20 protein-coding genes are annotated in these 25,732 nt (G+C 59.1%); 8 read left to right on the top strand and 12 right to left on the bottom strand.

All coding sequences use genetic code 11. The features are described 5' to 3' along the window. Nucleotides 1–316: 316 nt before the first annotated feature. Nucleotides 317–1,954, bottom strand: a complete 1,638-nt coding sequence (locus EN990_RS28290; RefSeq protein WP_244507007.1) for a hypothetical protein — start codon at nucleotides 1,952–1,954, stop codon at nucleotides 317–319. A 683-nt stretch (nucleotides 1,955–2,637) separates the two neighbouring features. Between EN990_RS28290 and EN990_RS28285 the strand changes: the two genes are divergently transcribed. Next, nucleotides 2,638–3,336: a response regulator transcription factor gene (locus tag EN990_RS28285; RefSeq protein WP_244507031.1), complete on the top strand. Its 699-nt coding sequence runs from the start codon at nucleotides 2,638–2,640 to the stop codon at nucleotides 3,334–3,336. A 332-nt stretch (nucleotides 3,337–3,668) separates the two neighbouring features. Here EN990_RS28285 and EN990_RS28280 read toward each other — a convergent pair whose 3' ends face one another. The 3 genes from EN990_RS28280 to EN990_RS28270 are packed head-to-tail and all read right to left on the bottom strand — an operon-like array spanning nucleotide 3,669 to nucleotide 6,426. Continuing rightward, a complete protein-coding gene (locus EN990_RS28280; RefSeq protein WP_127369616.1) occupies nucleotides 3,669–4,322 on the bottom strand; it encodes a PIG-L deacetylase family protein in 654 nt (217 codons plus the stop codon). Further along, nucleotides 4,319–5,134, bottom strand: a complete 816-nt coding sequence (locus tag EN990_RS28275; RefSeq protein WP_063170845.1) for a sugar phosphate nucleotidyltransferase — start codon at nucleotides 5,132–5,134, stop codon at nucleotides 4,319–4,321. The genes EN990_RS28280 and EN990_RS28275 overlap by 4 nt, the downstream gene beginning before the upstream one ends. After that, nucleotides 5,131–6,426 (bottom strand): class I SAM-dependent methyltransferase, encoded by a 1,296-nt coding sequence (locus tag EN990_RS28270; RefSeq protein ID WP_127388454.1) that lies wholly within the window; start codon nucleotides 6,424–6,426, stop codon nucleotides 5,131–5,133. The genes EN990_RS28275 and EN990_RS28270 overlap by 4 nt, the downstream gene beginning before the upstream one ends. A 323-nt stretch (nucleotides 6,427–6,749) precedes the next feature. On the opposite strand from EN990_RS28270, the gene rfbC reads away from it, so the two are divergent. Then, nucleotides 6,750–7,301: a dTDP-4-dehydrorhamnose 3,5-epimerase gene (rfbC, locus tag EN990_RS28265; RefSeq protein WP_024505404.1), complete on the top strand. Its 552-nt coding sequence runs from the start codon at nucleotides 6,750–6,752 to the stop codon at nucleotides 7,299–7,301. Here rfbC and EN990_RS28260 read toward each other — a convergent pair. The 3 genes from EN990_RS28260 to EN990_RS28250 form a co-directional block, all read right to left on the bottom strand. Continuing rightward, entirely contained in the window at nucleotides 7,296–8,606 is a 1,311-nt protein-coding gene (locus EN990_RS28260) for a DUF4910 domain-containing protein (RefSeq protein ID WP_064994814.1), read from the bottom strand. The two genes, rfbC and EN990_RS28260, sit on opposite strands and share 6 nt — an antisense overlap. Before the next feature lie 14 nt (nucleotides 8,607–8,620). Next, entirely contained in the window at nucleotides 8,621–9,682 is a 1,062-nt protein-coding gene (locus tag EN990_RS28255) for an NAD(P)-dependent oxidoreductase (protein ID WP_127366507.1), read from the bottom strand. 244 nt (nucleotides 9,683–9,926) lie between these two features. Then, complete coding sequence (locus tag EN990_RS28250; protein WP_024505407.1) at nucleotides 9,927–11,360, bottom strand: DUF4214 domain-containing protein; 1,434 nt, start codon at nucleotides 11,358–11,360, stop codon at nucleotides 9,927–9,929. A 365-nt stretch (nucleotides 11,361–11,725) separates the two neighbouring features. Here EN990_RS28250 and EN990_RS28245 point away from each other — a divergent pair, with 365 nt between their 5' ends. The 3 genes from EN990_RS28245 to EN990_RS28235 are packed head-to-tail and all read left to right on the top strand — an operon-like array spanning nucleotide 11,726 to nucleotide 15,626. Next, a complete protein-coding gene (locus EN990_RS28245) occupies nucleotides 11,726–12,829 on the top strand; it encodes a hypothetical protein (protein WP_024505408.1) in 1,104 nt (367 codons plus the stop codon). Beyond that, complete coding sequence (locus tag EN990_RS28240; protein ID WP_024505409.1) at nucleotides 12,826–14,319, top strand: lipopolysaccharide biosynthesis protein; 1,494 nt, start codon at nucleotides 12,826–12,828, stop codon at nucleotides 14,317–14,319. The genes EN990_RS28245 and EN990_RS28240 overlap by 4 nt, the downstream gene beginning before the upstream one ends. Nucleotides 14,320–14,375: 56 nt before the next feature. Continuing rightward, complete coding sequence (locus EN990_RS28235; RefSeq protein WP_127368463.1) at nucleotides 14,376–15,626, top strand: glycosyltransferase; 1,251 nt, start codon at nucleotides 14,376–14,378, stop codon at nucleotides 15,624–15,626. Between the two features lie 48 nt (nucleotides 15,627–15,674). Here the strand turns inward: EN990_RS28235 and EN990_RS28230 are convergent, their stop codons facing one another. The 4 genes from EN990_RS28230 to EN990_RS28215 all read right to left on the bottom strand — a co-directional run bounded on the left by EN990_RS28230 (nucleotide 15,675) and on the right by EN990_RS28215 (nucleotide 20,617). Then, nucleotides 15,675–16,685, bottom strand: coding sequence for a glycosyltransferase family A protein (locus EN990_RS28230; RefSeq protein ID WP_024505411.1), 1,011 nt, complete (start codon nucleotides 16,683–16,685; stop codon nucleotides 15,675–15,677). Between the two features lie 221 nt (nucleotides 16,686–16,906). Then, nucleotides 16,907–17,962 carry an acyltransferase gene (locus EN990_RS28225; protein WP_164766168.1) on the bottom strand — a complete coding sequence of 352 codons (1,056 nt, stop codon included), beginning with the start codon at nucleotides 17,960–17,962 and terminating at the stop codon, nucleotides 16,907–16,909. Between the two features lie 231 nt (nucleotides 17,963–18,193). Then, complete coding sequence (locus EN990_RS28220) at nucleotides 18,194–19,300, bottom strand: glycosyltransferase family 2 protein (RefSeq protein WP_206519171.1); 1,107 nt, start codon at nucleotides 19,298–19,300, stop codon at nucleotides 18,194–18,196. Between the two features lie 39 nt (nucleotides 19,301–19,339). Then, on the bottom strand, nucleotides 19,340–20,617 hold the full coding sequence (locus EN990_RS28215; RefSeq protein ID WP_024505414.1) for a glycosyltransferase family 1 protein: 1,278 nt from the start codon (nucleotides 20,615–20,617) through the stop codon (nucleotides 19,340–19,342). Nucleotides 20,618–20,812: 195 nt separating this feature from the next. On the opposite strand from EN990_RS28215, the gene EN990_RS28210 reads away from it, so the two are divergent. Beyond that, nucleotides 20,813–21,943, top strand: coding sequence for a glycosyltransferase family 1 protein (locus EN990_RS28210; protein WP_024505415.1), 1,131 nt, complete (start codon nucleotides 20,813–20,815; stop codon nucleotides 21,941–21,943). Here the strand turns inward: EN990_RS28210 and EN990_RS28205 are convergent. Further along, nucleotides 21,936–23,168 carry a glycosyltransferase gene (locus tag EN990_RS28205; protein WP_127388453.1) on the bottom strand — a complete coding sequence of 411 codons (1,233 nt, stop codon included), beginning with the start codon at nucleotides 23,166–23,168 and terminating at the stop codon, nucleotides 21,936–21,938. The two genes, EN990_RS28210 and EN990_RS28205, sit on opposite strands and share 8 nt — an antisense overlap. A gap of 244 nt (nucleotides 23,169–23,412) precedes the next feature. Here EN990_RS28205 and EN990_RS28200 point away from each other — a divergent pair, with 244 nt between their 5' ends. Both EN990_RS28200 and EN990_RS28195 read left to right on the top strand, forming a co-directional pair. Next, nucleotides 23,413–24,285: a glycosyltransferase family A protein gene (locus EN990_RS28200; protein WP_063170851.1), complete on the top strand. Its 873-nt coding sequence runs from the start codon at nucleotides 23,413–23,415 to the stop codon at nucleotides 24,283–24,285. A gap of 13 nt (nucleotides 24,286–24,298) precedes the next feature. Beyond that, a complete protein-coding gene (locus EN990_RS28195; protein WP_127388452.1) occupies nucleotides 24,299–25,606 on the top strand; it encodes a polysaccharide biosynthesis/export family protein in 1,308 nt (435 codons plus the stop codon). Nucleotides 25,607–25,732 lie beyond the last annotated feature (126 nt).

The raw sequence follows: 25,732 nt of genomic DNA, 5'->3' as shown, positions 1-25,732 counted from the left end.
GCAGCAAGCTTTGTGCAGCTGTCCTGGCCGCACTTGACTTACGGCAGCGGCTTCTGATCACTTTTATACCCCGAGACCACGTAAGCGGAGAAGGCCGCACGATGCTGCTGCACCTCCTCGATACAGCCACGCAAGCTTCGAATGCACATTGCCGGCAGCCCTTCTACTCGTTCGCAAGCGACCGCCGCGGTACTGTCGCACGCTCGATCGCGACGACCGTCCCTTATTCGACTTCGCTGCCGATATTGCACAGGACGGGGGCCTGGCACATCGCCAGGAACCTTTGCCACCGCGAAGCCAATTCGGCGGAACTGGATTACAGGACGTTGACGGTGGCGTGGCCCGGCGCCGGAACGCTTCGTTCCAAGGCGGCTACGCCGCGCCGAGCACGGGCTCTCGTGGCGCAAACAACTGCAAGTGCGATGAAGAAGAGGATGCCTGGATCAGCGCTGCCACCCGACACCGACATTGCAATTATGCTTGCAAGGGCAGCATTCCTGACGCTCGTCACGATTGCATCTGTCTCTGCATCCACCCGTTCCCGAACCGCGCCCAGGCCTCTGGTCACGACATAGAGCAGGGCCACTATCATCAGCGATCCAAACAGACCCAACTGCGACAGGACAGCGATCGGCCAACTCGATGCCCTTGAACTGCCGAAACCAACGCCCAGTCCGCTCGTATCGAGAAACGACTGCAGGCTCTTTACATTCCAATAAGTGCGCTCATGGCCTGACCCGGAATCCGCTTTGTTAATGATGGTGCTGTTGATCAGTCTGACGAACGGGTCCAACGCCTCGGCTTTGTAAAGACTAATGCCCAGTACGGCGGTCCCGCCCACCACCATGAGAGCTATTATCAGTATCTCTTCGCGCGCAACTTTTCCCCTGATGACCGACTGTAGCATGGACAACGCAACGGGGATGCATAGCAGTGTCAGCCCGACGTAAGCCGTCGATGAAGTCGACAGAATGGACAAGAAGAGCAGGATTCCGGCCAGCCATTTCGCAAGCGGTGATTTGGTCTTTCTCCAGTAGCTGTAGCAGAATGCCAGGCAGGCGAGAGAAACGCTGGCGAACGAAGAGGCCTCCGAAAAAGGCCCGGTGATCCGCACAAAGCCTGCCTCGACCGCGTTCGATATAATCGCGTAGTTGGCGGTTCTGATCGGGGCCAGAAAGTCTCCCGCCCCCGCGGTCTTGCCAATGAAATCGATCAGCCCCATTCCCGCGTGCAGGCCGCACCACAAAAAGAAGCCGCGCCTGATTTGATCGATCCGGTTGGAGTGCAGCAGCAGGGCGCAAAGTGCTATCGCGGCGAGGCCACCAAGAATAAAGTAGCCCGTCTGCGAAATGTTGGCTGAAACGGGCGCCAATGAATCTTCTACGACTGTTCCACGGTTCTTGGACTGCACGAATACGGTCGTCTGTCCCGCAAAGAACCTCGGAAACAGCCATGATCCGATGATTGCGTAAAGCATAAGGCTTGTAAGGACCCAGATCGACCCGATGCTTCCGAACACGAATCCAAGATCAAACCAGATACGCCGTCTCGCGGCGACGGCCGTGACGAGCAGGCCCGCGAATAAGGTGTAGATCAAGGGGGATGAGCCACCCAGAAAGCTCAGGGTCATCACGGCCGTCGCACCGAAAGCCTGGGAAGCGATCAAGCCAATGATCAGCATTCCCCTTGAATAGTACGCAACAAGCAAAATAGCCGCGCATACTAGCAGTCCCGGCAAAGACACCTGCATGCCGATCGAGTTCCCGGTGAGCGGATACAGCAAGCTGTCCGATGGCCAATCTTTCGGCAGGTGAGTATCCCCCGCAAGAGAGTCAAAGGGGGTAGCCTTCACCCGCGAAGGGAGGTAGCGGACGCGCTCGTCTCCATCGCCCTTGCCCTTGATGGTGAAGGCAGTGGCCGGCGCAAAATGCGATCCTGGGCTGAATGGCCGCATCTATGTCGGCACTAAGAAATGCGCGTGACGGACCGAAGGCTGGCAACGGGCGGGTTGTCTAGAATCCACCATAAGGAGGAGAGGCGATATGACACCCACGATGTATATCGCATGTTCGGACCCAAGCAGGGTCAGGCAATTCAAGGAAATCTACGAGTGCGCCACTGTGAAAGCCAAGTACCCTGACAGCCATATTGCCAGCAAAGCTGTCGAAAGACTGATCGACGCGCTGGAAGCCGAGATCCAGAATGCCGGATCCGTTCTGGATATGTGTTTGCTGACGGAGGATGGTCCTCAGGTGGCCACCTCAGCCCGAGCCTTCGCAACGCGTATCTGTGTCGGCACAAGCGCGGCGCGGCCGCCCTGGCTTCGCGTTTCCCGGTAGGCGTCGGGATTTCGTGGCTCAAAAATTTACCGAAAATTAACTTATGTTAGCGCCCGCTTGTGAATAGCCCATAAGCTACTCACGCTGTTCTGGCTGGGAATGAGGAACAGCGGGTGCACCAGGTTGGACAATTCCAGCCAGGCTCTCAGAACGGGTGGGCATTACTATACTTTCTGAAGAAACTGGCGAGTGAGGGGCTAATTGCCGCCTCAGGGCGAATTTTGTTGGGAAAAGGGTGGGTTAGAGTATGAGTTCCACAGTAGAACTGCATAAATACACTTCGGTAGAGCCGGCAGGAATTCCGTCCGGCGGAAAAGCAACGGTCCATGAACAAGTAGGCAGAGAATGCCTCCTCATCTTGGACGGAAGGGCGCTAGATCGCGAATGTCTGGCATCGGCCTTGGAAGACCACGAACTCGGCATGGCCGTCGAGGCCAAGGGTTCGATAGACGAATGGCGCGTGAAAGAGGGGATGATCCTTGCAGCCATTCTTTTCAACCTGGGCGGCCGGAAAGTCACCGACCATGGCATAGCGGATCAGATCAGGCGCATTTCGTCCGAGTTCAGGTCGGTGCCTGTGGTGATCTTGGCCGACACAGAAGACCTTGCACAGATACTGGCGGCTCTCGAATGTGGCGCACGTGGCTACATTCCGACCTCTGTCGGGATCGACGTCTGTGTCGAGGCGATCAATCTTGCGGTGGCAGGAGGCATTTTCGTTCCTGCAAGTAGTGTCCTGTCCATGCGGCACCTGATAGATTCAGGCAGCCTTGAAACACCTTTGACAGGCATGTTCACGCTCAGACAGGCTGAGGTCGCCCAGGCGCTCCGACGCGGCAAGGCGAACAAGATCATCGCCTATGAGCTGAACCTGAGAGAAAGCACCGTGAAGGTGCACATCCGCAACATCATGAAAAAGCTTAAGGCGACCAACCGGACGGAAGTCGCTTACAAGGTCAACGATCTCTTCGCCGAAGGATCTCTGGCTGTGGAGTGACGAAGCAAATGAGACGCTAACTTTGGTTAAATCGTGCGGGCCGTTTTGCTCTCGCGTAGCGTCTGATCTGGGGGATGATTGCTGCACAATTGAGGGACCTCCGTCCCGCTGGACACCCGTGGTGGACGCCCCGCATATAGCCAGCTCCCATATGTCCTGTTCCTAAAGACTAACCATTGCGAGGCGTCCAAAGCACTCCTGCCTCACTGTCCAGCAACCAGCCGGAAGTGACACTTCGTCAATGGCGAGGACCAGGTTGCTGCTCTCTCGTGGAACTGGTCGTGCCGTCCTGGGGGACCAATCCTTGCGACAGCGACCCCGGAGGGCTATCGCTACAATATTTTGACCTTCCTAAGCGTGAAGGCCTCCGCAAAGTGCTCGGGTGCCCGGCATTCCATTCCACGCAACCGCGCAAGCCCGGCGAATGTCTCCCGATCGAACCAGTCCTTTGAGCGCTGTGTCCCGAAGTGCTCGTGAAGGAGTTGGATCTTGCGTTCCAGCACGTGGGCTGCAATCGGCACATACGCATTGGGTTGGCAAAGATCGCCGTCCCATTTCGGAATCTCGTATTCGAGCACAAGGTGATCGCGGAAAACGTTCCAGGTCAGTTGGTTGACCTCCCTATGGTCCTGATGGGCGTCGAACCTGGCATGGGTTAATATCACGTCGGGATGAACCCTTGATCTTACGTCCATCAGCCAATGCTTTATCGATCGGCTGTGAACTGGGAAATAGCCGTCTTCAAAATCCGCAACGTCGATCGTGGACGAATGGGATCCTTCGAGGAAGGCTTCGGCCGAAGCCCTGGCTTCGGCCGACCGCTGGCCGCCGGCGCTTAAGACGCACCAGTAGACGTGAAGTTTGACCTCCGACGCGATCAGACTGAGGATTGTGCCTCCCGCGCCGATCTCAATGTCGTCGGAATGGGCCCCGACGCACAGAATCGAGAGTTCCTCGCCGCCACGCCCGAGACCAAGCCCCTTCATGATGCGGCCAACCCCATACTACGCCTATTCTTCTCGGCGGTGGCTATCATACTCCAGGGCATGTCGCCCTTTTCGACCATGTCTTCGAGTGATTGCCAATCGCGCAGCGTGTCCATTGAACGCCAGAAACCCTCGTGCTTGTACGCCATCAGCATGTTGTCATCGATCAGACGCTTGAACGGCTCGACAACGAGTTCCTCCCCGTCGCGCATGTAGTTGAAAATTTCCGGACGGAATATAAAGTAGCCGCCATTGATCCAGATCTCCGATGTCTCGGCCGCACGAAACTCGCGCACGCGGCCATCTTCCGCGATGTCGGCCAAATGGTAAGTCAGCGGCGCGTGCACTGCCAGAAAGCAGCCGATCTTGCCGCTGGCCTCGAATTTTCTGATCATGTCGTCCAAGTCGACATCGGTCAGGCCGTCGGAATAGTTGGCCAGGAACATCTTCTCGTTCCTGACGTGATCCTGCGCAGCCCACAGGCGCTCTCCAATGCTGCGCCAAATACCGGTATCGAGCAGAGTGATGCTCCAGTCCTTGATTGTGTCGCCGAGGAGCTTGACGTCCTGGCCTCCTCGCGTAACCACGCAATCGGAAAACGTTTGCGGCCGGGTGTTCAAGAAAAAGTCTTTGATCACGTTGGCCTTGTAGCCCAGACACAACACGAACTCGTCATGCCCATAGTCACTGTACCATTGCATGACATGGCGCAGGATCGGCTGGTGGCCGAGCGGTATCATCGGCTTTGGGATGCTTTCGGAATAGTCGCGAATGCGGGTCCCGCGACCGCCACAGAAAAGAATGACTTTCATTTCTCGTACTCCGACGGATCGATTACGGTCACGAAAGGAATCGGCACTACGAATTTCGCGTTCCAAGCGGCGACATGGCGCATCTGCTGAATGATCTCGTCCTTCAGATTCCACGGAAGGATGAGGATGTAGTCTGGCTTAGCCTCGTCGATTTCGTCGACGGGCTTGATCGGGATGTGCATTCCAGGTGTATAACGCCCGTGCTTGTACGGGTTGCGGTCCACTGTGAAATCCAGGAAGTCGGTGCCGATGGCGCAGTAGTTCAGCAGCGTGTTTCCCTTGCCAGGCGCGCCGTAACCGCAAATCGTCTTGCCCTCTTCCTTGGCCGAAATCAGGAATGCCAAGAGATCACGCTTCGCGCGCTGCGCCTTGTAGCCGAAAGAGGCGTAGGTCGACATCTCTCCAAGCCCATGCCTGGTTTCGCGCTCGAGCAATTGGGCGATGCTGTCCTTCCTCTGCCAGGCACTGCCTTCGTGGCAGAGATAGACCCGCAGCGACCCACCGTGGGTGGGAAGTTCCTCGACATCGATCAGCCGCAGCCCGTGACGGGCCGCCATCAGGTCGACCGTCAACAGTGAGAAATACGAAAAATGCTCGTGGTAGATGGTGTCGAACTGGTTCTCCGCCATCAGCCGCTCGATGTGTGGGAATTCGAGAGTGACCATGCCCTCCGGTTTGAGCAGGATCGCCACCCCGGCGACGAAGTCGTTGAGGTCTGGCACCTGCGCCAGGACGTTGTTGCCAATGATGAGGTCCGCGCGAAGTCCTTCGCCCACCATTTGATTTGCCAGCCGGACGCCGAAGAAGTCGACCCAGGTGGCCACCCCCTTCTCGATCGCGGCGCGCGCGACATTGGCTGCCGGCTCGACGCCCAACACAGGAACGCCGAGTGGCAGAAAATGCTGCAGCAAGTAACCGTCATTACTTGCGAGTTCCACCGCAAGGCTGTCAGGGCCAAGCCCAAGGCGTCGTGTGATCGTCTCGCAATAAAGTTTCGAATGAGCCACCCAGCTGGTCGAGAACGAAGAGAAGTAGGCGTATTCGCTGAAGATGGTCTCTGGGCTCATATACTCCTTGAGCTGCACCAGATAGCACGTGTCGCAGACAAGCACGTTGAGCGGGTAGTAAGGTTCCATCTGGTCGAGCTGGTCGGGCTGCAGGAACCTCTCGCACGGCGGCGACATGCCAAGATCGACCAGGGTGTGGCGCAGGCGCGACCCGCAGAGCCTGCAGCCGACATTCCGGCTTGCCGCACTATGATCGCGGACGATTTCGACTGCCTGAATGTTCATTCCCCCTGCTCCTGTCTGCTGGTTAGAAAACGGAGACGCGGTGCGCTACGCAGAACCGATGCCTGCCGCGCCTCCGCAGGCAGATGGCCACAGGTTAGGATACAGCCCCCCCTGGTTCGATTTGCCAATCCGTCGGGTGCCTTAATCCTAATAGCGAGCGGGCGGCGGCAATGCCGGCGCGAGGCCCGCCGAACGGGTAAAGCCGTCATCCGGATATACCGCTATCGAAGAGGCCACCTAAGGCTTAGGTAGCCCTTCCAGCGTCGGCTGGCGACGCTGACAATTGCCGCGCCGGTCTTGCTCGGCACGGGGGATCCAAGTGCATGCTGTTTACCGAAACGGAGCTTCAAGGTGTCTGGCTGATCGAGCCTACACTGATGGTTGACGACCGTGGTTTTTTCACCCGTCTTTTCTGCGAAAAGGAGATGGCGGATTGCGGTCTGGCGACCCGATTTGTCCAGCACAGCCGGTCCTGTTCGGTCCAAAAGGGAACTCTCAGGGGGCTACACTACCAAGAGGAGCCTTACGCCGAGGTCAAGCTGGTCTCCTGTGTCCGCGGCGCTATTTTTGATGTCGTCGTGGACCTGCGCCCGAATTCACCGACACGCTACAAGTGGCTTGGCTTCGAGCTGACATCCGAGAACATGAAGCAGGTCTATATCCCCGCCGGATTCGCGCACGGCCTGCAGACCCTTACGGACGGCACCGAGGTCTCTTATCTCATATCGCAGTTCTATGCGCCCCACGCGTCGACGGGCGTCCTCTACAATGACCCGGCCTTTTCGATCCGCTGGCCATTGATGCCGACAGCAATGTCGGAAAGGGACAAGTCCTGGCCCCTTGTCAGACGGCGAACCGGCGCCTCGGCCTCATGAGGCTGCTGCCAAAAGACCATGTCCCGATAACAGTCTGGCGGCGGCGGCGAGTTCCTTGAACGGCAGGTTCGAACGCTCCGCCATGCTCAGAAGCGAATGCTGCCCGTCGGCAAGGTTTAGCACCCAAAGCAGCGACATCGACGTTGCGCCCGACGACTTCTGCCCTCCCAGGGCTGCATAGAGGCCGCGCTTGCCGAGTTGCGGTTCGCCTTTAGGCAAGAGGTTCAACGGCGTCCAGTCCTCTTCGATGATGTCGATTACGTCCGTCAGGATGCGGAAGGAATCCTCGAGATGCTCCGGCCTGATGAAGTCAAGATTGTCGGCCGACGTGTGGTATTCGGGGAATGTGCCGTGGACGCTCCGCTGGAACATGCCGACCGGAAGATCGAAGCCCGGCGAGCAATATTGCCTCTCGTCATAACCGTAAGGGGAGAAATCCAGCATCTTTGCCCCAGCTAGACGCCCGAGCACGTGTGCCATGGCGCGATCGACGAGCGCGTCACCGCGGCGGCTGCGCTTGTATGCCGGGCTTCCTGCGTCACCAACGCATGACAGCACCAGACCATGGTCGATGAGACATGTCCGGTCCTCGTTGCGCGACAGCCACGCGAGCGCGCCGATGGTGCCCGGGGCGAACAGGAAGCGATAGCTGTATCGTGTTTCCCTTGCCTTCAGGCTTCTTGCGAGCGCTGCCAGCAGGGCCAGGCCCGAACAGTTGTCGTTGGCGAGTGAGGGATGGCAAATGTGCGCCGAAAGCAGGAATTCCCGTTCTGTTTGCCCGCGGTGCAAGTATTCTCCGTAGGCGAGGCTGCCGTCTTTGAATTCGGCATCGATCTCCACCCGATAGAGACCGTCGGGCATGTTGGCCACACGGTCATGGGCTGCGCAGAAGCCCCATGTCGGGGTGTAATAGGAAGTGCGGTAGGGAATCACCTTCGGTTGTTCCGGCAGCGTATGGATATGCGGCCTCAATTCTTCGAGCGGCAGTATCCCCTTGAAGGGTACGCTGTAGTTGACGATGTGCAGGTTGGAGTCAGCGAAATCCACGACCGTTTGTCCGTCCGGGCCTGTGATGCTTGCCGAGCGGATGTTCCATTCCTTGGGAATGGTCCAATCGAAAACCTGTGTCCCGGTCGGCACTTCATGCCGTTCCAAATCGATGTGCCCCGACAAGACGTCCAGCGTTTGTCGCACACCATCTCCGGTGATGCTCCTGCAGATCGGAAACAGACGTTCGGCCAAGGCATAGATTTCCTGGCCGAGGCTGACGGACGCTGGCGGCGAGCCGAGTCCGCCGGGATTCACCTGTTCCACACCGCTTATCCCGCCGCTACCTCCAGTCTTTTCGAGGCTTCGGCGACCCGCATCCGACCGTCCAGAAGTCCGTTGGCCAAAAGATACCGGATGTGGCCGATACGCTGGAAGCGCGGCCCCTCGAATTCGTCGAGAGTGACATTCGACTTTCGGTAGGCATGATAGAGCTGCTCGGCCCCTTTGCGCGCATCCCATTGCGGCTTGAAGGCAGGAAGGGCAAGCGCGATCTTGTCGAAGTTAACGCGATAGGAGCGCTTGTCGGGTCCGGCATCGGACGCGAACTCAAGCCGGCAGCCCGGCACGACCTCGGCGACAATCTCGGCGATGTCGCGGATCCTGTAGTTGTGGCCCGTCTGCCCCACATTGAAGGCCTCGTTGTGAATGGTCTCGCGGGGCGCTTCCAGCCCGGCAATGAACGCCCTGGAAATGTCCTCGATATGGACGATCGGCCGCCACGGCGTTCCATCGGATTTCAGCAGGATGACGCCCTTGGTGACCGCCCAGGCCACGAGATTGTTCAGCACGATGTCGAAGCGGAGCCGGGGAGAGAGGCCATAGGCCGTGGCGGGACGGAAATAGGTGGGAGAGAAGCTGCTGTCGGCCAGTTCAGAAATGTCCCGTTCGGAAAGCACCTTGGACCAGCCGTAGGGCGTGACCGGCTTCAGTTCGCCCGTTTCGTCCACCATCCCGTCGCCGGCCTGTCCGTAATTGCTGCATGATGAGGCGAACAGGAAGCGCGACACGCCGGCGTCCTTGGCCGCCTTCGCGAAGCGGACGCTGCCCTTGTAGTTGATTTCGTAAGTGATGTCCGGATCAAGGTCGGACAGCGGATCATTGGAAAGAGCCGCCAGGTGGATGACGGCATCGACCCCTTCGAGGTCGCGCGCATCTACGTCCCTGACGTCTTTTTGGATTGAAGCAATTGAAGCCCGCTGGCCCCCTGCTGTAAAGGTGCAGCGCCGGTAGAGATCGCTGTCATAGCCCGTCACTGAGTGCCCTGCACGCAACAGCATCGGCACCATCACCGAGCCGATATAGCCTTGATGGCCGGTTACCATGACTTTCATCGCGCACCTCTCAAGCCGATAGTGATCGCCAGAAGGCTACTTGGGCTGAAAACAGTGAGGGAGAACGCCAATAGGCGATCAGGATGCCCTGTTGGACGAAGCCTTTGCCGCCAGTGCACCTTTCGGGTGGTCCGAGCCTAATCCTTTCGGAGGATTTTCTTCTGATCACCGTCGCTGATGCTTCCATCGGCCTCGTCATCAGCATTCCCGATCCGAGACTCAATTAGCGCTTGTTGGTTCGATTTCACCCAGGCCCCGCGACCGCGGATGTTTCGCGCATCGCGGCGTGTCCGGTGTTGAACTCCGCCGACGTGGCGATTCCGAAGGCCACGGCCTCACGCGTCATTGAGCCTTGACGCAGTTGATAGGTATAGGTTTCAAGCCCGTTGCCGTCCGCGGACCGGTTCAGAAGCAACAGATATAGAAACCCGACATAGGCGCGGTCTGTCAGGCCGATCGTGGCATATCTGGTTTCGAATTCGTGCGAGCGCATCATTTCCATGATCATGTCGGGGAGTTTGGTCGCTCCGTCTTCAAGTGCCGCCGACCACTGATTGACGCTGGCCGTGTCGCCCTTGCGGCCAAGAATGAGGCAGTAGACGAAACTTGCCTGCCGCGCCGGTAGGGACTGGTCCGCAGCCGCGGCCTCGGGGTCGCAGTCCCGATGGGGCTTGGGTATCGGCAGGGGGCCGCGGGTGAAGTCCCGTACCGTTTTGTAGGCAGGCTTAGGCTCGCCGGTCCGCCATTTGCCATCTGAGAGAGCCACGAGCCTCACCAATCCCATATTGGCTTCGAAGCCGGGGGCCCAGTAGGCCTCATCGAGCAGTTCGTAGATGTGCGCGGCCTCCACCTTATATTTGTCCTTGAGTTCGCTGAGCCGCGTCATCGTCTGCTTGATGCCGTCAGCCTGCTGGCGCTCGCTGCGCTGACTTCCATAAGGATTGTTGAATTCGGTGACCCAGATCGGCTTGCCGTATCTCGAGATTTCACGGAACGCCCATTCCGGGTCATCGCCGTACATGTGCCACACAGAAATATCCCAGGCGATCCCGTCCTGCTTCATCCGCACGAACGCTCCGGTGTGGCCCCAACCGGCGGTGCCCATCGCCTTCCTTATGCTCGGATCGACCTCTGTCATGCCGTCGGACAGGCCCTTCAAGACAGCGCTCACCTTTACCCATCGCGGGCCGTAGTAATCGAGCGGTCCTGTTCCGCCCGCAGGTCCCCATGCACATGGATATTGCGAACCATCGTCGCGTTTCTCACAGGGCTTGATGATGGCATAGTTTTCCATCTCGTTGCCGAGTTCCCAAACACGGATGTCGTTCTTGAACCTGGTAGCAAGGGTGACCGCCAGTTTCCGGGTGCTCGCGTAGAGCTCTTCCGGACTATCCTTGTCCAGATCGGCGACCGCAGGCGTGATGACGGGCAGGATCTCGATCCCTCTCGCCTTCCCGGCGTCGACGAGGTTGGAGAGCATATCCGCGTTGTCCACGCCTGAAACGTTGACGCGGTACGATTTCAGGCCGAGATCCTTGATGAAGTCGAGTTGCCTTTCCACCGGAATGCCCGGATAGGAGACTATTGGATGGCCATTGATGCCCCAGAGGAAATCGGCTGATGCAGGCGCGGCTGTTGCCAGCAGGCAGGCTGCAACGATTGCGAGACGAAACGACACGGCAACAAGCCTCCCTGCCCGATTTCGAGATCCGGGATAGTGGGGACTGCACACATTTCGCGCAATTTGCCCATACGGTTGAGCGCGGGCTCTCGTTACCCCTTTAGACGGTGGTCATGGCACAGCCTATTTGGACTGGCCTCCACCCGACCGCACCTAACCCTTACCAGCCCGCCCAAATGCCTCGGAGACCGTTCGGGTCCGAGAGAAGGATCGTAGTGATGTGACAGCCATGGCTCCACTCCGTCAAAAGTGGAAGGTAGCTACCGCTAATTCGGGGACGGCTGTCGGATTCCAGGGATGCTATGGTACGGCACTAGGCAAATGACATTGGTTGCGGAGCGCGCTGTGGACGGGAGTGCTGCATGTCACTGAGGGTCGGCGACTGGGTAGAGATTCGGTCCAAGGAAGAAATCCTTCTTACGCTCGACAGAAATGGTCGACTTGAGGAGCTTCCTTTCATGCCACAGATGTTTCAATATTGTGGTCACCGCTTTCGTGTTTACAAGCGCGCGCACAAGACATGTGACACGATCAATTTTGCTGGCGGACGCAAGTTATCCGGAGGCATCCATCTTGAAAATCTGAGGTGCGACGGCAACGCGTTTGGAGGTTGTCAGGCAGCGTGCCTGGTCTTCTGGAAAGAGGCATGGCTCAGGCCTGTGGCGTCCTCGGACGAGGCAATCGCGCCGCGAACCAACGCGGCGAATGGAAAAGGTTGCACGGAAAGCGACGTGCTGGCTGGTACGCGCGCCAAGAGCCAGCCACTTTCAGGTGGTCCGAGATACTCATGCCAAGCCACAGAACTTCTGGATGCGACCACCCCACTTTCTTGGTGGGATGCCCGGCAGTATGTGGAAGACTATGCATCGGGAAATGCCAGCAAAAAGCGTCTCCTGGTCGGATTCATCTATGCAGCAGTATTCAGTATCTATCACTACATGGGCCGTCTGCATCTCGGGAGGCTCTCCGTGATTGTCAGCTGGCTGTATGACAAGGTGCAGCACATTTACGGTGGCGTTTCATTCCCACGATATCGGGGATCGATACCTGCCGGCCAGCCGGTTCCAACCATCAAGCTTGATCTCCAACCGGGGGAGCTGATCAGGGTTAAGTCCTATGAAGAAATCCTCAAGACCCTAGACACGGATAATAAGAACCGTGGCCTGTATTTCGACGCCGAGATGGTCCCCTATTGCGACCATACTTTCAGGGTCCGGTCGCGAGTAACAGCGTTTGTCAATGAAAAGACCGGACTTCTCAACCGGCTCAGGGGACCGGCGGTCATCCTGGAAAAAGTCTGGTGCAATTCGAGATATAGCGATTGCCGGATGCAGTGCCCAAGAGCCGTCTATCCCTGGTGGCGAGAAATTTGGCTGGAACGGGTGCCTGGCGAGGCAATCGCTCACATGGGGCATGCTACGGCAGCTCAAACGGAAACAAGCGCGTATGCAGCCAGTGATACATGACCCACAAGGCCCTCAGTGCCAAAGGCGAACCCCGCAACCTTAAAAGGGAAGCCATTCAAAGTGGCGTCGCCAGGATGGTGAGCCAGGGGGTGAACCTGATTCTCAGGGTGGGCTATATTGCCATCCTGGCACGCCTGCTCAGCCCTGACGATTTCGGCCTGGTCGCGATGGTGGTGGCACTCACAGGCATTTTCGACGTCTTCACCACCGCCGGGCTTTCCTCCGCTACCATCCAAAAGCATGAGATTTCGTTTGACCAGGTTTCGGCACTGTTCTGGATCAACATACTGGTAGGGGTCTTTCTCGCGCTGCTCTGCGCCGCGAGTGCCTACACGATATCAGCCTTCTACCATGAGCCGCGTCTACTCAGGATCGCCATCGCGGTCGCTCCAGCTTTCCTGCTTAACGCGGCCGGCGTGCAACATGCCGCTCTGATCGAGCGCGACTTGCGTTATGTCACACTCAGCGCGATCGAAACGGGTGCCCTGTGCGTGGGCATCCTGTCCGGTGTGCTGCTCGCGTTGCGTGGCTACGGCTACTGGGCACTGATCGCCCCGACACTTATCTCGCCGGCAATCAACAGCCTGGGCTGCTGGATCGCCACCGGGTGGATTCCTGGATGGCCTCGACGCGGCGCCAATATTCGCTCGCTCTTGCATTTCGGTGGAATCGTCACGCTGAACAACCTCGTTGTCTATATTGGCTACAATGTGGAGAAAGTCCTTCTCGGGCGGCTCTGGGGCGCTGCGTCGCTCGGATTGTATACCCGGGCCTTCCAGCTGATTGGCATCCCTACGGCGACCATCAACAGCGCCGTCGGTGCGGTACTGTTCTCGGCGTTGTCACGAATGCAGCATGATCCCGCGCGGTTGCGGAACTTCTACCTCAAGGGATATTCGATCGTCATCGCGGTGACGGTTCCCATCACAATGTTCTCGTTCCTGTTCGCACATGAGATCATCACCGTGGTGCTGGGCTCGCAATGGACGGGGGCGGCGACCATCTTCCGGCTGCTCACGCCTACCATCTTGGTGTTCGGGATCATCAACCCTACATATTGGCTGCTCATCTCGACCGGCAAGCAGAAGCGCAGCCTGTATCTGGCTTTCGCCATCGCCCCTCTCGTCATCACTTCCTACTGCGCAGGAATCTCCTTCGGCCCCGAGGGCGTTGCACTGAGCTACTCGACGGCGCTGGTGCTCTGGCTCTATCCACACCTGGTGTGGAGCCTGCACGGAACGCCGGTTTCAGTCGGGGATCTGTTGCGGACGATCATGAGGCCATGGATGGCCGGCATCGTGGCCTCGGTGGGTGCGCTGGCAGTGCAGCGCTATCTCGGCCCGGAGGTTCCTTCGCTTCTGCGGCTCGCGGCTGGCGGGCTGGTTCTGATCAGTATCTATGCATTCGTCTTGCTGTTCGTCTTGGGGCAGCTCAAGCTGTTTCAGGATGTGCTGCTGGGCTTTCGAGGCGAGGCGCGGGCCGGCGCTTGACGCAGCCCGCGACTTCGACCGGCGAAGGCCCGAGAGAGAAGCTATTTGGAGGGCAAATGGCCAGTATAGCAATCGTCCATAGCTATCCGTACGACGCGTTCTTCGGCGGAGACGGCGCCTATATCCAGGCGTTCGGGCGATATCTCCTGAAGTCCGGCCACGAGGTACACGGGTATGTATCCAACATAGCGCGCGGCCGAAGGAGTCCAGTCTGTAGGAGCGTATATGAAATAGAGCAGTTTTCTTCGTGGCAGGTTCGTCGAAGTATCAGATTGGGCCAGAGAACATTTCTATCCACGGAGTTGCTTCGGTCCGGGCATCTGGCCGGATCGTTCCTTGGACGGAAGACCGCACCTGTTTCCCCAATGACGGACCAGAACTTTTCCAAGGGAGAGACTCAGTGGGTGCTTGACCGTATCGAAGCTGGACGGCCGGACGCCGTCATACTGTTCCACGATGCCGTGCATTTCGCTCCTTGCCTCTCCTGCAACGGTCACAGGGTTTTCTCACTTGTTGGCCATCTTCAGCACCGCAACGGGGCAGCGCGCTGGGAGGCCGGCGCAACCCCCGGCCCGGACAAGAATTGGACTGAGGAAAAGAGATTGTCAAACTCGCTGAAGGCGGCAGAGTGTGTCGGTTTCAACAGCAAGGATGACGCCTCCTACGCCCGCAACCATCTCGGGGTGACACGCGTGATCTCTCTTGGCATGGGCTTCGACAATCACGAAAAGCAACCCGACAGCAATGAGCCCATCGTTCTCTTCGTCGGGAATGCCACAGAGCCAAATCGTGCCGCACTGTCGTGGTTCCTGAAGGAGGTCTGGCCAACTGTTCGAACCTCATGCCCCACGGCAAGGGTTCGCATCGTCGGAACCGCCGCCTTCACATGTGAGGTTACGCCGGCGGCCGGCCTGGAGTGTGTGGGAGCGCTCCCGGACCTCGCTCCCGAATATAGGCGCGCCCAGCTTGTCGTGGCCCCGCTCGTTTCCGGCAGCGCCGGCGTCAAGATAAAGGTGGCCGAGGCCATGTCTTACGGCCGCCCCCTCGTGACGACCTCGATAGGTGTGGACGCAGGTGACCCCCACCAACTTGATGAGGGAGCGATCGTGGCCAATGGTGGTGCAGACTTTGCACAGGCGGTCATCGCGCTGTTGAGCAATGTGGAACTTCGGCGTCAGAAATCCGAGGGTACCGCGCATGTATTCGCCAGCCTCTTTTCCTGCGATGTGTGCTATGGCCCGTTCCTGTCTTGGCTCCGCAAGGCAGGCCAGGTGGCTGATAGCAGCTTGTCATCACAAATGGTGTAGGGAGGCGGGCGCCTCTCTAAAGTGGCACTCGACAGGATTTGATCAGCACTATGCTGTATCCGCATGCTCCACTTGGCGGGTGGACGAGCCCGACCGACCGGAAACCACTGCCAAGGCCCGTCTGACGGCGCCCTTCGTTCGATAAAGATGGCCCAGCGGCGGAAACAGCCTCAATATCGGAGACAGCGAAAAGCTATATCTAAGCAATTCGACGCCACAAGCGGTCCTTCCTCGGACAATATGAGAGACTGCCGACCAATAAGCGGCATCGGCAACCCGGCGCATTGCCATGCGACGAAGCCCCGATGCCGCCGGCATGGCAGCGCCTTCGCACGAGAAGAAGCTGGCGAATACCGCCTCTCGTTCTTTCAATTGCGTTAATTTGTCCGAAAAGTGGACCACCGTTATTTGTGCTGCGTGCACGCGTCGGATACCGAGCGCGCCCTCGAATTCCACGATTGAACCCAACCGCGCGAGGCGAAGCACCATCTCCAAATCGGGCGCGTGCGCGAGTGACGCACGGTAGTGACCCACCGCCTTTTGCGCAGTCATCCTGACCAGCACCGCTCCCAAGGCCAGGGACACTCCCAGATGGCCCAGATGACGACAACAGTCTTCAATGAACCGGGCACCCGCCGTTACGCGCCATCCATCTGGTTGACTTGGTTCGGCAAAATCCTTCCCCTCGATCATGCTGAGATCAGACCCTATGGCGAAAGCAGCCCCAGGATTGCTTTCGAGGACATCAACGGCGCGTTGGAGCGAGCCGTCTGTCAGGAGATCGTCGGCGCACAAAAGGATGAAGTAGTCTCCTCGCGCAAGCTCGACGCCTTCGTTGAAGGACGCAATTGGCCCTACATTCCTGGCGTGGCACACGACTTCAACCCGGCTGTCTTGGGCGGCAAGTCGGCGTGCCACTTCCACGCTGTCGTCTGTTGACGCGTTATCGATAACAACAATCCGGAGATCGTCGATGCCTTGCGAAAGCACACTGCGTATACATTGCGCGAGGAACCGATCAGCGTTGTAGCAGGGTATGACTACATTGATGCTGGGCATCAGCACAGGCTCCCCTTACCTGATTGGTCGCCTCGGTTATCGGAGCGACCTGATGTGGGCCAGCACAGGCACCACGCCACGATCGAGGACAAAGACTTGGTTTCCAGGCCCATCCTCCAACAAATCGGCTGGAAGGTCATGCCGTCTAAAAGGCTAGGGGATGACAATCGACCAAAGGCGTAGGGGCAGGTGCAACCTCATCGCCAGCCTCTCCGTCTCATTCAGCTGCCTGTGAAGCGGCCGGAGAGATATCGGGTCAGCGGCACTTCAGCAAAAAGATAAACCAGCACCGAAACGCAGGTGACGGCCATGGGCGTCACGAACAACAGCACCGAGGCGAGCCGCGCCGAATCTCCGCTTTCGGCAACGAGCTTCTCGGATACGATAGCCACGAACCAGTGGGTCAAGTAGATCGCATAAGTGCATTTGGCGAGAAAGTTCAAGAGCTTGGAGTCGCTGAAGACACCGAGCTGCTCCAGAGCGACAACCCCCAGCAACAGGACCGACATCGGCATGCCGAGCGCGAGGAGACGGGGCAGCGCCGGCCAACAGAAAGGACGCAAGACTGCTGCTAAGGCTCCGAAGGCGACTGCCGCCGCCGCGAGGGTAACGGCCCCGCTCCGCGGCAGTTTGAAAGGGAACAGCCCGGAGTTGGAAAGCTTGAAGATGACGATGCCGAAAGCGAAATCGATCAGGATCGGATTGGTGTAAAATACGAAAATGGGGTTCTCAATGCTTGATGTCTCGCCCGCGACCGCAAGAAGAACCGCGAAGGCGGCGGAATAGAGGATCCCATATTTCACGCTGACGAGTTGGAAAGCTGCGATGATCAGGCTGAATTCGACGATTACCAGCAAGGTCCACGTCGGATACAAGATGGGGTAGGGTCCGAAGGGGACGAAGGCGAGCGACATGAAAAGCTCGGACAAGGTCCTCTGATGGCTTTTCATCGCGTAGTTCTCGACAAGAAATGCGAGAATCGTGACGCCCCAATACAAGGGCACGATTCGAATGAGCCTCGTTCGCAAATAGGCGCCGGCCGACCTGCCATTGTTCCCAAGCACATGCGCGGTAAGAAAACCGGCCAGAACCATGAACAGATCCGTCCCGAAACGGAAAATGTCCAAGACACCCGGCTCAATATGGGCGGCGCTCACCACTCCGGACATGTGGATGTAGCCGATGGCGTAGGCGGATATGAGCCTCAAAAGCTGAGGATTGTGCCAGAACCTCCTTGCCCCAGCAGTCCGGGCGGCCGGATGGTATTCCGCGTTCACCCGGGTTATCAGTCCGAAGCTGACCGTGCCTATTGTTGAGAAGATCGCCCCACCCCAGGGACCCCAGCATCCCCTTGAGTCATATGGTCCAATGCATCGGCGATCAGCCCTCAACCGTTCTGTTACGAGGTCGGCCTCGCGGTGGCCTGTCCGTTCTTCTGCACGATCTTCATCCTTTGCGCCCATTGACGCGATCCTCAATCTGGTAGCACCCCCCGCTGCCGCTATCTATCAGTTGGACATTTCACGCGCTCGGAACGCGCCCGAGTTGGGCGACAGCCGCTTGTAGGCGGACCGTGCGTTCCGCAGGATCCATTGCGGCGCAAGGAGCGTCGGCACTGCGCGGGTCCAATAGTGCGGCATTCCATGGTAACGGCCGTACAGGTACCTGATCGCTGCGCTCACCGCGATGGTCCGTCCCCCCGCAGTTTTAGCGTTGTTCAACCGCGCCATCACGTGCGTATCAAATATCCGGCGGCGAAACGCTTCGCACACAGCGGGTGTGTCCGCGAACAACGCGAAAGCAATCTGATCATAGGCGGCAACGTCGATCTTCAGGCGATCCAGCCATCCGAACTTGATATTGAACTGGTCGTTGCCCGACCGATAGCCGACACAAGGTTCTTGGACCACGCCCCATTTTCCAAACCGTTCGACAACACGGCCGATGATATAAACTTGGACGTAGTAATTCTTGAATTCCGAGACATTAGGCTCGGATGCGATCTCATTCCATTTGGCACGGTCTATCACCAGGGCGGACATGAAGCCCAGCAGATCACCCATCGTCGCGAACAGCGTACCGGCATCGGCGATCAGTTGTGTAGGCGGGATCCGACGGATGCCGGTCCGGCGCGTCATCGTCACGTCATAGTCGATCACGCCTAGCGTTAGACCGGTTACGCCGGGCCAACGCCGGATCGCTTCCAGCACCCGTGCTAGCCCGCCCGGTTCCAGATGGTCGTCGTCGCCCATCAGCCAGATGTAATCGCCCTTCGCCGCCTCCACGACCGCCAGGAAATTGCCGTCCACTCCCAAGTTCTTCGGCTGGGAAAGCAAGGTGTAGTGCTTGATGCGACCCTTATAGCCTTCGGCCACGGCGACCGTATTGTCCGGTGAAGCATCATCGCTGACCACGACCTCGATCTCGTCCTCCAAAGCTTGGGCGATGATGCTGTCTAACAATTCCGCCAGCATGGACGAGCGGTTGTAAGTCGGGATGCAGATCGAAATGGTCGGCACGGGTTTCGGTCTGCGGCCAGGATCGGTGGTTACCCGGCGAGGCCGGCGCGCGCGATGAGCGGCTGCCACCAATGCTCGCAAGTCGTTCTCGTCCATCGTGCTCTCCTGGAGGTCAATCCGAAGACTGGCCGCCGGTCAATCGCCGAACTCCCCGAAATCGGCGTCGACCTGAATCATGAGTTCGAGGTATTTCCACGCTATCCACCGCCAGGAATAACTGCTCGCCCTGGCGTTCCCCTTGGTAACCAAACGCTGCCGCAAGTCTGGGGCTAGCATCAACAGGCGGATGGCTTCGGCCCATGACTGGACGTCGTCGGGATCGGCATAAAGGGCCGAATCCCCGCAGATTTCGGGAAGACATGGCGAGGTCGAGGCCACGACCGGGCAGCCCGAAGCCATCGCCTCGACCGCCGGCAGCCCGAAGCCCTCGATCCGTGACGGGAACAGGAAGCACAGGGCGCCTTCGAGCGCCTTCTTGAAGTCGTCGTCCCCTATGCGGCCAGGAAGGACGATGTTTCCGGGCATTTGCGGGATGTACCTCAGGAGCGTGGCCTCGTCGACATCGCCTGGCATCCACAGGTCAAGACCCATCGCGTCGAGGTGTGGGGCCAGCCTGGCGAGAAGCCCCATGTTCTTATATTCCTGGTCCCGCCTCCCCAAGCAGAGGACATACGGCCTGCTCCGGTCGACGGCCAGAGTTGATCTCGCCGCATCCCACCGGTTCGCATGGTCGCTGCCGTTGTAGGTGACGACGATGTTTTCTTCTGGCGCGATTCCGAACTTGATCAGATGGCTGCGTGAGAGTTGCGAGACGGTCGTGATGCGGGCGGCCTGCCTGCCAAGTGCCGGCAGGATCAAGCGGTGCGCCCAGCGGAATCCTCGCGCGTAGCTCGACGGCATGAGCCTTGTGTGCATGTCATGGATACACGCGATCTGGCGCCTCAGCGCGACGGGAGCGAGATTGCAGAAGCTCAGCAATCCTCCAGGCACATGCCAGGGCAACTGCGCCTGCACCCAAAATTGCGGCAGTCGCGGCCTGCTGAATTCAGGAACGACCCGGACGGGGATGGCATCGAGGCGCAAAGGTTCCGAAAGCGGACGCGGCACCACGAGATCAATCTCCAGGTCGCGACCGAGCGGATGCCCTTCTGAAATGAGGGCGTCGAGAGCCAAGGTGACCTCGCGGGCGTAACGGGCCACACCGGTTGGCCGAAGCGTCGTGAAGTCTCCATTTATCGTCCAGCGCCGTCTCGGCGCTTCCCGGTCCGCGCACACCGCAGCGGGATGGCCGATCAGGAAGTCGGCGCCGGCGACAGCGGATCTGGCCAGGGGCGTGTCGGCACGGTGTCTGTTCGCCGGCCAGGCCGATCTTGGTTGCGGCGACTCCCTCGTATCGAACCCGAGCTTGGCCATGTCCAGCTTCCCCGACCTTCCGGCACCCTAGGCAGACTAGCATTCCCAGGAACACCAAGGCCCTTAAACGTTCGAGGTAGGTACGCTGTCCGACGTCGCCAATCCGGATGATTGCCACTTAGCCGAATGACCCGATGGCCATGGTGACCTGGCGTCTTGACGGTTCCACACTGAAAGTTCCAAGGGGTGGACGACATGGCGCGACGTTGGACGATCAATGGGCGGTTTCTTTCGCAGCCGACAACAGGCGTTCAGCGTTACGCGCGCGAGGTCGTGCGCGCTCTCGACACCTTGTTGGCCGAGCAGAACCCGCTGACCCGCGGCCTCGAGCTTGCACTGCTCCACCCTCCAGGGTCCGGAGACTTCCCCCTGGCTTGCATCGAGCGTCGGGAGATCGGCGGCATGAACGGGCATGCCTGGGAACAGGTGCAGCTCCCCTCATCCCTGGATGGCAGCGGACTGCTCAGCCTCTGCAACACAGGGCCGCTGCTTTCCCGCAAGCATATCGTCTGCGTCCATGATGCAAACGTCTGGAATGCCCCGCAGAGCTATTCATTTGCCTTTAGACTTCTTTACAGGAATCTGTTGCCCGCCCTCGGCAAGACGGCGTGCGGTATTTCGACCGTTTCCAACTACTCCTTGGATGAACTGGTTCGCCGCGACGTCATCCCGGCAGAGCGGGCTTTCGTGGCGCCGAACGGCCATGAGCATGCCTTGCGGTGGGAGCCTGAACACTCAGCACAGACGCGGCTGGCGGCCTCGCGGGAAACCGTTGTCCTGATCGGCAGTGCCGCACCTCACAAGAATCTGGATCTCCTCCTGAACATGGCTGATCGTCTTGGCGAAGCCGGACTCAGAATCGCGATTGTCGGCATGTCGGATTCGCGCGTCTTTAGGTCAGGATCCGCCAGGACCGAAGCGCGAAACATCCACTGGCTCGGCCGCATTTCGGATGGCGAGTTGGCGGCCCTCCTCGGGGACTCGCTATGCCTGGCTTTCCCCTCGCTCACGGAGGGCTTCGGTCTCCCAGCCCTCGAGGCGATGGCCGTCGGCTGTCCTGTCGTGGTTTCAGACCGCGCCAGCCTGCCTGAAGTCTGCGGCAATGCAGCGCTGTTTGCATCCCCAGACGACCAGGACGCATGGTTCGACAGTTTCGTGCAGCTTCGCACTTCTCAGGCCCTGCGCGCTCAGATGATGGGCAAGGGAAAGGCGAGAGCCGCGGAATACAGCTGGAGGGCGACGGGCCTGCGTTATCTCCAGGCGATGGCGGCCGCAGACGGCGTCGATACGGAAACGAAGATCGTCAGGGCTCCCGAATTCACATGATCTCGTGAAGTGCCTGGACGGCGTCTAGCGATTCCAGGATCGCGCGGTCGAAGTTCTCTTCTGAAAAACGTCCTGCATTTCTGGCGCAAGCGTGCGGCGCAATGGCATGGCTATTCTCTTCGAACCGTTCCACTGCCTGCTTGAGGTGATCGACCGTTTGAGCCTTGAACAGCACTCCTGTCGGCTCGGAGGATGATCCTAGCCGCTGTACGATGTCGACGGCGCCGCCGCGACCGAAGGCGACCAGCGGCGTCCCGCAGGCCTGTGCCTCGGCCAGCGCTATGCCGAAATCCTCGCAGCCCGCAAACACCATCGCCTTCGCCCGCGCCAGGGTGTCCACATAGTCTTTCCGGGGCAGGTAGCCCGAGAAGGTGACGTTGGGACCGGCAAGCGCCCGCAAGCAGGCTGATTGCTGCCCTTCGCCAACGATGACCAGTCGCCGCGACGGCATTTCGTTGAAGGCCCGGATGACAAGGTCGGTGCGCTTGTAGGGGGCGAGGAAGGACGCTGAAACGTAGTAATCGTCCTTATCCTCCACACAAGGCAATTCGCCCAGTGTGACCGGGGGGAAAACGACGCGCGCCTGGCGCCCGTAAATGTGCTGGATACGGGAGCGGACATAATTCGAGTTCGCCAGCATCAGGTCCGGACCGTGCGCGGTTCTCGTATCCCATGTCCTCAGGCGATGGAGCATGTAGCGATAGAGCATTCCCTTGGGGCCGAAACCAAGCCGTCCCTGCTGAAGATAGGAAAATTGTTCATCCCAGGCGTAGCGGACGGGACTGTGCACATAACACAGATGCGGCTGGTCCGGCCTGGTGATGACGCCGCGCGAGAAGGCGGCCGACGACGAGATCACCGCGTCGTATCCCGTCACGTCGAATTGCTCGATCAGAAAGGGACAGAAAAAGAAGAGGGATCGATAGAACTTATGGACCATCGGTATCCGGTTGGCCGCAGACGTATGGAATTCCACGTCGTGGAAATATTGCTCCTTCACCTCTTGTGGCAGGAAATCGAAAAGCGTGAAGACTTCGGCGTTGGGGAACTGCTTGCAGATTTGCGCAAGAACCCTTTCCCCTCCCCGGAAATTCGGGCACCAGTCATGAACGATCGCTATCCTGGCATTGCTGTCGAAGCCGGGCCCCGGCGCGGCCGGCAATTCTTCGATGGATACATCGATCTTGGCAGCGACGGCCAAATCGGAAGAGCGTTCGTGGAGCATGGTTCCCCCTAGCCTCATAAGGCTGGCAGTCTCCATTCCATGTCGTTGCTCCGGCAAGCTGTCCGATCGGCTACACACCGCTACGGGCGCATGGCCATCTAATACTTGCGGATGTGGTCCGTCACCGGGATACTCCGAAAGCCTGTGTCCGGCGGTAGGCCAGGCTCCTCCCGTCTCCTTTTATGCAGGCTGTGTCGGTCCACTCGTCGGTCTAGGTTTCGGCGGAACCGAAGCTGGATCGAGCATGAGACTCATAGTGATCATCCCGACGCTTGGCCGCAGCGGACAGGTCGGGCGTTTGCTTGGATATTTGGGCGGCCAGACGAGGCTTCCTGATGAGGTCATAGTGTCGGCGCCCGACGCCTCGCATGTCGACCTGCCGGAAAGCTGTCCTTTCCAGGTGTCACTCGTTTTCGGACCGAAAGGACTGGCTGCCCAGCGGAACAGGGCTCTCGTACCTTCCCTGGGGCGCTTCGACATCATCACATTCTTCGACGATGATTTCGTTCCGTCCGCCGAATATCTGCAGCAGGTCGAGAAAGCTTTCGTGGAAAATGACGGATGGGCGGTGGTGATGGGCACGGTCGTCAGGGACGGTGCCACGAATGCTGGCCTCACCTGGGAAAATGCCGAAGCCGCCTTGCGGGAAAACGAGGGCAAAAAACATGATGGACCGCCGGTGGTCGACCATGTCGGAGCATACGGATGCAACATGTCCTTGCGTTCCTCGCTTGTGGGCGATTTGCGCTTCGACGAGCGCCTCGTCTTGTACGGCTGGCAGGAAGACATCGACTTCACCAGCCAAATGAGATCCAAAGGCCGCGTGGTCTGCGTGACCGCGATCACGGGCGTCCATCTCGGTATCAAGACAGGGCGGGTCAGCGGCGAGCGGTTCGGCTACTCCCAGGTTGCGAATGCGATCTATCTGATCAGGAAGGGCTCCGTTCCGGCCTCTTTCGCACTTCCGCTGATGTTCAGGAATATCGCCGCGAATCTCGCAAAGAGCCTGCGGCCTGAGCCGTATATCGATCGCAGGGGCAGGCTCAGGGGTAACATGCTGGCGATCCGGCACATCGCCATGGGACGAATCGAACCCGAATACATCCTGAAAATCTGAAGGTGGGAAGACAATGCGGAAATGGCTTGTGACAGTGGCGGCGGCTTCATTGGCGGCGGCTGCCTGCCCCTTGCCGACGGTGGCTGCCGAGTACCTCTTCGGACCTCAGGACAAGGTCAGGCTCAAGGTCTACGAATGGCGCGCATCACGCGACGTGATCTTCGAATGGACGGCTCTCAACGACAGTTTCGTCGTCGGTGCCGACGGCACGCTCTTCCTTCCATTTGTCGGCCAGATACGCGCGCAGGGCACCGCCCCCGGCGACCTCGCCCGCGCGATCGGCGACCGCCTGATGCAGCACATGGGCCTCGGCCGCCAGCCGGATGTCGCTGTCGAGATTGTCCAGTACAGGCCGTTCTACATTGTCGGCTACGTCACGCAGCCAGGCGAGTTCCCCTACAGGCCCGGGCTGACGGTGCTGCAGGCGCTGGGAATCGCCGGCGGCCTGCGAACACGCGAGGAAGACATGTCGAGGCTCGAGCGTGAAGTCATCGTGGGTCAGGGCGATGTGGGTTTGTTGGCGCTGAGCAACGTCAGTCTGCTCGCCCGCAAAGCACGGCTGGAATCAGAACTAGCTGGCAGCGACGACATCGCCTTCCCTGCGCAACTGAAGGACAGAGCTTCGAACGAGAAGGTCGCGGTGGCGATGGAGCAGGAGCGCAAGATCTTCGCCGTCCGCAAGGACGCCATGGCGACGCAACTCCGTGCCCTGCGCGAACTCAAGGATTTCCTCGAAAAGGAACTGACCTCGCTCGGCCAGCAGATGGCCTTCCACGACCAACAGATCGAACTTATCCAGAAGGAACTCGCGGGTGTTTCGGCCCTTGTCCAGAAGGGGCTGGCGGTTGCACCGCGGGAACTCTCTCTACGGGGAACGGTCGCACAGATGCAGAGCGACAGGTTGGTTGCCGAGACCTCGCTCTTGCGAGTCAGGCAGGAGATAAGCAAGACCGACATCGAGATCCTCAACCTCGGCAATAGCCAAGCCAGCGAAGTCGCTGCTGCCTTGCGCGAGACGCAACTGCAGCTCAATGAAGTGACCAGCAAGGCCAACACCGCGGTGCAGTTGTTGCACGATACCGAGGTCACGGCCCCTGCTCTGCTCGCCCTTAGAGAGCGCGCCGAAAGGGCCAAGCCGATCTTCAAGATCGTGAGGACGACGGACAGCGGCTCGCAAGAACTCACGGCTGAGGAAACGACGCCGATCGAGCCAGGCGATACCGTGAAGATCGATATCCCCGCCCCGCCGTCCGGCTTGGCTGCTCTACCTGTAGAGGACGACGTCCAGGCAGGGACGGTTTCTGTTCAAGGTACCAATTGACAGGCTTCATGATTGGCGCGGGTGCCGGCTCGCAACGCCTTCGACATGACCTCCGAACCCGAGACCGTTGGTGGCCGCCTGGACGGGTAAAGAACGCGCCGGCGTCATGGCCAGAACGGTTCAGAG

It is taken from the genome of Mesorhizobium sp. M7A.F.Ca.US.005.03.1.1 (genome assembly GCF_003997975.1).
GTDB classification, from domain to species: domain Bacteria; phylum Pseudomonadota; class Alphaproteobacteria; order Rhizobiales; family Rhizobiaceae; genus Mesorhizobium; species Mesorhizobium ciceri.
Note: the sequence above shows the minus strand (reverse complement) of the source record. Positions and strands in the feature narration are given on the sequence as shown.